Annotated in this window: 4 protein-coding genes and 3 pseudogenes; 4 read left to right on the plus strand and 3 right to left on the minus strand. The window is 72.8% G+C overall.

The window, feature by feature from the left end:
- Positions 1–805 (plus strand): annotated as a pseudogene (locus G3I42_RS04510) (hypothetical protein); the annotation flags it as partial.
- Positions 806–878: 73 nt separating this feature from the next.
- Here G3I42_RS04510 and lysS read toward each other — a convergent pair.
- Positions 879–2,615: a lysine--tRNA ligase gene (gene lysS / locus G3I42_RS04515; protein WP_164282567.1), complete on the minus strand. Its 1,737-nt coding sequence runs from the start codon at positions 2,613–2,615 to the stop codon at positions 879–881.
- 171 nt (positions 2,616–2,786) lie between these two features.
- Here lysS and argS point away from each other — a divergent pair, with 171 nt between their 5' ends.
- Together argS and G3I42_RS04525 are read left to right on the plus strand one after the other, a co-directional pair.
- The gene (gene argS, locus G3I42_RS04520; protein ID WP_164282569.1) at positions 2,787–4,580 is read left to right on the plus strand and encodes an arginine--tRNA ligase; all 1,794 of its coding nucleotides are present in this window, start codon (positions 2,787–2,789) and stop codon (positions 4,578–4,580) included.
- An 83-nt stretch (positions 4,581–4,663) separates the two neighbouring features.
- A pseudogene (locus G3I42_RS04525) lies at positions 4,664–5,435 on the plus strand (phosphotransferase).
- A 2-nt stretch (positions 5,436–5,437) separates the two neighbouring features.
- Here G3I42_RS04525 and G3I42_RS04530 read toward each other — a convergent pair.
- On the minus strand, positions 5,438–6,661 hold the full coding sequence (locus tag G3I42_RS04530) for a PLP-dependent aminotransferase family protein (protein ID WP_164282571.1): 1,224 nt from the start codon (positions 6,659–6,661) through the stop codon (positions 5,438–5,440).
- Positions 6,662–6,812: 151 nt separating this feature from the next.
- Between G3I42_RS04530 and G3I42_RS04535 the strand changes: the two genes are divergently transcribed.
- Positions 6,813–7,751 carry a hypothetical protein gene (locus tag G3I42_RS04535; protein WP_164282573.1) on the plus strand — a complete coding sequence of 313 codons (939 nt, stop codon included), beginning with the start codon at positions 6,813–6,815 and terminating at the stop codon, positions 7,749–7,751.
- Positions 7,752–7,755: 4 nt separating this feature from the next.
- On the opposite strand, the pseudogene G3I42_RS04540 reads toward G3I42_RS04535, so the two are convergent.
- A pseudogene (locus G3I42_RS04540) lies at positions 7,756–8,568 on the minus strand (hypothetical protein); the annotation flags it as partial.

Below are 8,568 nucleotides of genomic sequence, written 5' to 3' on the forward strand. Positions count from 1 at the left end.
GGCGGCGGCGGTCGCGGAGGCGCAGCCCAGGGCCCAGCTCACGGCCACCGCCCCGGCCCCCCAGCAGCCCGTACCGCACCGGCCCGTGCCGCAGCAGCAACAGCCCCAGCCGCGGCAGGCCGCGCCCGTTCACGAGCAGCCCGCCGCGCAGGACCCGACGAGTCCCTGGTTCAAGGGCCACCCGCAGGCCGTCGCCTACCAGGGCGGCTACGACCCGACCTTCGACCCCGAGCCCCACGCTCCGCCGCCGGAGGACCCGCAGTACCCGGAGCCCCCGGCCGACGAGGAGGACCCCCGCTTCGCCCCGCGCTTCCACGCGCCCTACCAGCCGCAGCACTGGTACGAGGCGGAGCAGGACCAGCAGGCGGAGCAGGGCGGGCAGGCGCAGCAGGGCGGGCAGGCGCAGGAGCCCATCCAGGTCCCGAACGGCCCGTACCGCACGCGTCCGCTCGCGGAGGAGCGGGTCGAGCCGGTCCCCGGCCCCCGCATTCCCGGCCAGCGCCAGGACTCCCCCGCCGCGGAAGCGCCCGCCGAGGAGGCCCCCGGCGGGGACCAGGCGGCCGAGAAGGACGACTGGCTGCCCGACGACATCTCGCGCGAGGACGCGTTCTACGGCGTCTTCCGGCAGTACGTGCGCGAGATGGGCGGTTTCCCGAACCCGCGTCAGTTCGGCAAGTACCTCCTGGAGAACTACAACGTCAGCGCCCCGGAGGGCGGCCCGCTCCCCGAGCGTGAACTCACGGCCTGGCTGGACGAGTTCGAGCCGCGCCACACCGGCGAGCTGGACGCCGACGCGCCCGCCTGAGCCACCCGCCCCGTACCGCCGGAAGGGCCGGACCCCCGCGAGGAGGTCCGGCCCTTTCCCGTGTGTCCGCGCCTCACTGCCCCAGCAGGAACCGCACCCGCTCCGCGCCGACCGCGAGCAGCAGCGTGGGCAGGCGGGGGCCCGTGTCGCGGCCGACGAGGAGGCGGTACAGGAGCGCGAAGAACGTGCGCTGCGCGGTCTTCAGCTCCGGCGTCGGCTTCGCCTCCGGGTCGAGCCCGGCCATGACCTTCGGCACGCCGTAGACGAGCGTCGTCAGGCCGTCGAGCGACCAGTGCGTGCCGAGCCCCTCGGCGAGCAGCCGCAGCGACTCGCGGTCGGTGTCGCCGAGCGAGCCGAGCAGCTCCGTGTCCGGCTCGGTGCGTACCACCGTGCGCTGGTCGGCCGCGACGTACGTGGAGATCCACGCCTCGGCGCGGTCGAGCCGGGGCCGCACCTCGTCGAGCGAGGCGAGCGGGTGGTTCGGGTCCAGCTCGCCGAGGATGCGCAGCGTCTGGTCCTCCGCGCCCGCCGTGATGTCCGCGACGGAGGCGAGGGTGCGGTACGGGAGCGGTCGCGGTGTCGCGGGCAGCGGCCCGGCGGCCGTGCCGACCGCGCGCGTGTACGCGGCGGTGTCGGCCGGGAGCGCGGAGCCGTCCGCGACCTTCGCGGCGAGCTTGTCCCACTCGTCGTACAGGCGCTGGATCTCCTGGTCGAAGGCGATCTTGAACGACTGGTTGGGGCGGCGGCGCGCGTACAGCCAGCGAAGCAGCGGCGCCTCCATGATGCGCAGCGCGTCGGCCGGGGTGGGGACCCCGCCCTTGGAGCTGGACATCTTCGCCATGCCGCTGATGCCGACGAAGGCGTACATCGGCCCGATGGGCTGCGTCCCGCCGAAGATCTCGCGGACGATCTGCCCGCCGACGACGTACGAGGAGCCGGGCGAGGAGTGGTCCACGCCGGACGGCTCGAAGATCACGCCCTCGAAGGCCCAGCGCATGGGCCAGTCGACCTTCCAGACCAGCTTGCCGCGGTTGAACTCGGAGAGCTTCACCGTCTCCGAGAAGCCGCAGTCGGCGCACGTGTACGACAGCTCGGTGCTCTCGTCGTCGTACGCCGTGACCGCCGTGAGGTCCTTCGCGCAGTTCCCGCAGTAGGGCTTGTACGGGTAGTAGCCGCCCGCGCCGCCGCTGCCGTCGTCCTCGCTCGCCGCGCCGGAGCCCTCGGCGGCCTCGACCTCGGCCTCGTCCAGCGGCTTCTGGCTCTGCTTGGCCGCGGGCTTCTTCTTCGTGCGGTACTGGTCGAGGATCGCGTCGATACGGCCGCGCTCGCGCATCGCGTGCAGGATCTGCTCGCGGTAGACGCCCGCCGTGTACTGGGCGGTCTGGCTGATGCCGTCGAACACGACGCCGAGGTCGGTCAGCGCGCCCACCATGGCGGCCTTGAAGTGCTCCGCCCAGTTCGGGTACGCGGAGCCCTTCGGGGCCGGGACCGAGGTCAGCGGCTTGCCGATGTGCGCGGCCCAGGACTCGTCGACGCCGTCGACACCGTTCGGCACCTTGCGGTAGCGGTCGTAGTCGTCCCACGAGATGAGGTGGCGCACCTCGTACCCGCGCCGGCGGATCTCGTCGGCGACGAGGTGCGGCGTCATGACCTCGCGCAGGTTGCCCAGGTGGATGGGGCCCGAGGGCGAGAGCCCGGAGGCGACGACGACCGGTTTGCCCGGGGCACGACGCTCGGACTCGGCGATGACCTCGTCGGCGTAACGGGAGACCCAGTCTGCGGTCTCTGTGCTCTGAGCCACGATCGGCACGTCCTTCTTCCGGGGAGAACGGGGATGGTCGTCGCCCATTGTCCCAGGAGCGGGGGCGTGGGGGGAAACGGGATACGGAGCGCGCGCGGGATAACCGTTCGAGAGGCGTGGCGGCCTGGTGGGATACTGGCGGGAGTATCTGCACCCCCGAGGAGAACGGCTCCCCTTCCTATGGCTTCGGTCACGTCCCTCACCGCTTCCGTCGAACAGCAGCTCAAGGACGCTCTCGCCGCCGCCCTGCCGGGCACCGCGGACGCGGACCCGCTGCTGCGCCGAAGCGACCGGGCCGACTTCCAGGCCAACGGGGTGCTCGCGCTCGCGAAGAAGGCGAAGGCCAATCCGCGGGAACTGGCGACCCAGGTCGTGGCGGCGCTCCCGGACAGCGCGGTGATCAAGGACGTCGAGGTCTCGGGCCCCGGCTTCCTCAACATCACGGTCGCGGACGAAGCACTCGTACGGAACCTGGCGGCGCGCGCCGCGGCCGGTGAGCGCCTCGGCGTCCCGTACGCGGAGCACCCGGGCCGGACCGTGATCGACTACGCGCAGCCGAACGTGGCCAAGGAGATGCACGTCGGGCACCTGCGCTCGGCGGTCATCGGCGATGCCCTGATGCGGATGCTGGAGTTCACGGGCGAGACCGTGATCCGGCGGCACCACATCGGCGACTGGGGCACCCAGTTCGGCATGCTCATCCAGTACCTCATGGAGCACCCGGCGGAGCTGGACCGGCCGTCCTCGTCCGCCGAGGTCACGGAGGCCGCCGGTGAAGCGGCCATGTCGAACCTGAACCGGGTCTACAAGGCGTCCAAGGCGCTCTTCGACGAGGACGAGGGCTTCAAGGAGCGGGCCAGGCGGCGGGTCGTGGACCTCCAGGCCGGTGACGAGGAGACCCTCGCCTTCTGGCACCGGTTCGTGGACGAGTCGAAGGTCTACTTCAACGCGCTCTTCGGCAAGCTCGACATGGACATCCGCGACGCGGACATCGTCGGCGAGTCCGGGTACAACGACATGCTCGCCGAGACGTGCGACCTCCTGGAGCAGTCCGGCGTCGCGGTGCGCTCCGAGGGCGCGCTGTGCGTCTTCTTCGACGACGTGAAGGGCCCGGACGGCAACCCGGTCCCGCTCATCGTGCGCAAGTCCAACGGCGGCTTCGGGTACGCGGCGACCGATCTCTCGGCGATCCGGAACCGGGTCTTCGACCTCAAGGCGGACACCCTCCTGTACGTCGTGGACGCGCGGCAGGCGCTGCACTTCAAGATGGTCTTCGAGACCGCGAAGCGGGCGGGCTGGCTGAGCGAGGACGTACGGGCCGTGCAGCTCGCCTTCGGCACGGTGCTCGGCGCGGACGGCAAGCCCTTCAAGACGCGGGCCGGCGAATCCGTGCGGCTCGTGGACCTCCTCGACGAAGCCGTCACGCGGGCGACGGCCGTCGTGCGCGAGAAGGACGTCAAGGGGCAGCTGAGCGAGGAGGAGATCGCGGAGCGGGGCGCGCAGGTCGGCATCGGCGCGGTCAAGTACGCGGACCTGTCGACGTCGGCGAGCAGGGACTACAAGTTCGACCTGGACCAGATGGTCTCGCTCAACGGCGACACCAGCGTGTACATCCAGTACGCGTACGCCCGTATCCAGTCGATCCTGCGGCGCGCGAAGGCGTCCGGGGCCCCCGCCCCGGCAGCGCACCCGGAACTGACCCTCGCCCCCGCCGAACGCGCCCTCGGTCTCCACCTGGACGCCTTCGGGGACCAGGTCCTGGAGGCCACCCACGAGTACGCGCCGCACAAGCTCGCCGCGTACCTGTACCAGACGGCCTCGCTGTACACGACGTTCTACGACCAGTGCCACGTCCTGTCGGAGGACAACTCCCCGGAGGTCGTGGCGAACCGGCTCTTCCTGTGCGCGCTGACGGCTGACACGCTGGCGGCGGGACTGGGGCTGCTGGGGATCAGGGCGCCGAAGAGCCTGTAGGGGACGGGGACTTGTGAGGGGGCGGGGGGCCGGTGACGGGACGGGGGCCGGTGACGGGACGGGGTGAAGCCCTGCCCGGTGGCATGGCCAACGCCGGGGCGGTCCACCGCGAGGATTCCGCGGTGGTCCGTCCCGCCCCGCCGTCCGCCCCGGCGCTGCACGACCGGCTCCGCGGACTGCGCGCGGCCGGTTTCGGCGGCGCGCCGCTCCCCCTCGGCCCCGTGGCCGACGGCCGCGAACGGCTCACGTACCTCGCGGGCGACGTCGCGCTGCCGCCCTTCCCCGCCTGGTCGATGACGGACGACGCGCTGTGCTCGGTCGGCGCGCTGCTCCGGCGGCTGCACGACGCGTCCACCGCGCTCCCCCGGCCCCCGGATGCCCGGTGGCCACGGGAGTTGAGCGATCCGCGGGGGGGGGGACGGGCCGGTCCTGTGCCACAACGACGTGTGCCCCGAGAACGTCGTGTTCCGCGCGGGCCGCGCCCACGCCCTCATCGACTTCGACCTCGCCGCGCCCGGCCGCCGCGTCTGGGACCTCGCGGTGACGGCCCGCTACTGGGCCCCGTTGACGGGCGAGTCCTCACGGCCCCACCCGCCGGGGCTCGAACCCCTCACCCGCCTGCGGCTTTTGGCCGATGCGTACGGTCTCGACGCCCCCGCACGCGCGGAGTTCGCCTCCGTCTCGCTCGAAGTGGCCTCGTCCTGCCGCGCGTTCGTCGCCGCGCGCGTGGCACGCGGCGACGAGGCGTACGTACGGGGTCTCGCGGACGGCGGCGGGTGGGCGCGCTTCGACCGCGTGGAGGCGTGGCTGCGCGCGTCGGCCGAATTCATCACCCGTACGCTGACGGCGGGTTGACGTCACTTGCGCAGTGCGGCGCCCAGTCGTCCCAGCCCTTCCGCGATCGTGGCCTCGTCCTGCGTCACGAAGCACAGCCGCAGCGTGCGCGGGTCCGGGTCCGCCGCGTAGAACGGCGCGCCCGGCACGTACGCCACGTCGTACGCGACCACCTCGCGCAGCAGTTCCGCCGCGTCCGCCCCCTCCGGGAGCCGCGCCCACACGAACATGCCGCCCTCGGGCCGCGCGAACTCCGCGCCGTCCGGGAGCGCTTCGGGGAGCGCGGCGAGCATCGCGTCCCTGCGCCGCCCGTACGCGGCGGCGACGGACGCCACGTGCGCGTCGAGGTCGCGGTCGGCCAGGTACCGTGCGGCGGCGAGCTGGTTGAGGGTCGGGGTGTGCAGGTCGGTGGACTGCTTGACGACCGCGCAGGCGCGCCGCAGCGCCTCGGGCGCGCGCAGCCAGCCGAGCCGCAGCCCGGGCGCCATGACCTTCGAGAAGCTGCCGAGAAGCACCGTACGGTCCTCGGCGCCCGGGTACGTCGCGAGCCAGGGCACGCGCTCCCCCTCGTACCTCAACTCCCCGTAGGGGTCGTCCTCCAGGAGCCAGAAGCCGCGCCGCGCGGCGACGGCGGCGACGGCCGCGCGGCGCGCCGCGGTCGTCGTGCGGCCCGTCGGGTTCTGGAAGGTCGGCACGGAGTAGAAGAACTTGGGCCGCTCACGGGCGGCGAGCGCGTCGAGCGCGTCCGGGTCGACGCCGTCCTCGTCGCACGGCACGGGCACGATACGCGCCCCGGCGAAGGCGAAGACCTGAAGCGCGGCGAGGTAGCACGGGCGCTCGACGAGCACCGTGTCCCCGGCCTCGACGAGCGCGCTCGTCACGAGGTGCAGCCCCTGCTGCGAACCGGTCGTGACGAGCAGGTCGTCGCCGTCGGTGGGCAGTCCGCGCGCGGTCGTGCGGGCGGCGAGCGCGGCCCGCAGCGTCGGCTCGCCCTCGGTCGTCGCGTACTGGAGCGCCTTGCCACCGCTCTCGCCCTCGCCCAGCACGGCGGCGAAGGAGGCGGCGACCCCCGCCACGTCGAAGAACTCGGGCGCGGGCAGCCCACCCGCGAAGTTGATGACCTCGGGCCGCGCGGTGACGGCGAGGATGTCGCGCACGGGCGAGGACTTGACGGCGGCGGCCCGGGCGGCGAGCGCCGGAAGACCACGCGGGGCGGAGGCTTGCGCGGGAAGGGGTGCGGGTGTCATGGCTGCGCAGCTTAGGACGTGCGCACGCCAACGGACACGGCGTCCCACGAAACGGCCGACGCACACACGGCGGAGCCCGCCACGCCCACGATCGGGTGATCACCTCCATGGCGGAACGTTCCGGCGCGAAACGGCTACGTAGAGTGCTCGCATGGTCACCTCGCAACACGAGGCATCGCACCGCGTCTTCCAGGACCGGCCCGAACTGCTCGGCCCCGTCTTCCGGATACTCGGTGTCCCGCTTCCCCCGAAGCTCGCTGTGGACGTGCTCAACTCGGATGTCACGGAGATCCGCCCCGTCGAGCGGCGCATCGACAGCGTCCTGCACATCACGCCCTCGGAGGGGAAGCCCTTCCTGCTCGGCATCGAGGCGCAGGGCAGAAAGGCCCCGGACAAGGCCGCCACCTGGACGTACTACCTGGGGTACCTGGCGGCGAAGTACCAGTGCCCCGCCAATCTCCTGGTCGTCTGCACCGACGAGCACACGGCCCGCTGGGCCGAGGGGCCCTTCGAGCTCGGCGGGGCGAACTGGCCGAGCCTGACGCTGCGCCCGCTCGTGGCGGGCCCGCACAACATCCCGCTCGTCACCGACCCGGCCGAGGTCGCCGACGACCTCGCCCTCGCGGTCTTCTCGGTCCTCACGCACGCAGGCCACAAACTGACCCCCGAGACACTGCGGGCAGTGGGTACCGCGCTGCGCAAGACCGATTCGCGGTCCAGTGAGTACTTTTTCGATATCGTGAACATGGGGCTGGCCGGCACCGGCCACCGCGCACTCTGGGAGGACATCATGAGGGCCAGCTACTTCCCCGGAAGCGGCACTCTCCTTGAGCGGACTTTCCTCGAGGGAAAGGCCGAGGGGGAGGCCACGGGCAAGACCGAGGGAAAGGCCGAAGGGAAGGCTGAAGGGAAGGCCGAGGGGAAGATCTCCCTCCTCCTCAAGCTCCTCGACGCCCACGGCGTCTCCCTCACGGAGGACGCCACCGCCCGCATCAACGCCTGCACCGACCTCGACACCCTCGACACCTGGTTCGACCGCGCCCTCACCGCCCGCACCATCGCGGAAGTCTTCGACCCGGCCCTCGACTGATCCCCTACCCCTTCACCTCCGGCCCCCACTCGGTGTCGCCCGGTGGCCACTGCCACGTGGGGCGGTTCTTGGCGGGGGCCGTGCGGAAGGGGGTGCCCGCGTCGGTGACGCGGAGCGTGCCGTGGCGGTCGCCGCTGGACCAGTCGATCTCCAGGCACCAGGTGACGTCGTGCGCCGCCGTGTTCGCCGTCACGTAGAAGACCTCGGGGTCGCTCGCGCTCACCTTGTACGGGAAGTCCCGCTGCCCCGAGAGCGGCTTCAGCGCGGGCCGGGGCGCGTCCAGGTCGGTCGTGAAGCCCTCCGCGGGGACGTTGCCGCCGCAGCCCACGCCCATGATGTACGCGTCCCAGGCGAGCGGCGGCCCGCTCCGCAGCGTCCGCACCCGCATCGCGTTCAGGACGACCGTCTCCTCGCCCGTCCCCTGGAGCGTCACCGCGATCCGCTGCTTCCCGGCGGGCACCGCGCCGAGCGCCCGCGCCCATCCCGCCGCGTCGCCCTCGGTCGGCGGGGGCGGCATCTCCTCGTGGTCGTTGTGCACGAGGTAGCGGGGGCTGCACGGGTCCTCCCACGCGTGCGCGTTGACGCGCGCCGTGACCGGCGTGCCCGTGGGGGCCGTCGCCGCCGACCGGCTCGGCGCGGTGGAGGCCGTCCGGCTCGGGGACTGGTGCGGCGAGGGCGTGGACGTGGGGCTCTTCGAGGGTGCCGCGTGGCTCTCGGTGTGCGTACGGCTCGGGGTCACCGCCCGGCCCGCCGCCGCGTGTCCGGCCTTCGCCGCCGCCTCCTCGCCCGTTCCCCCGCTCCCGTCCCCGCCCGCGAG

This window comes from Streptomyces sp. SID11385, assembly GCF_010548245.1.
Taxonomy (GTDB): Bacteria; Actinomycetota; Actinomycetes; order Streptomycetales; family Streptomycetaceae; genus Streptomyces.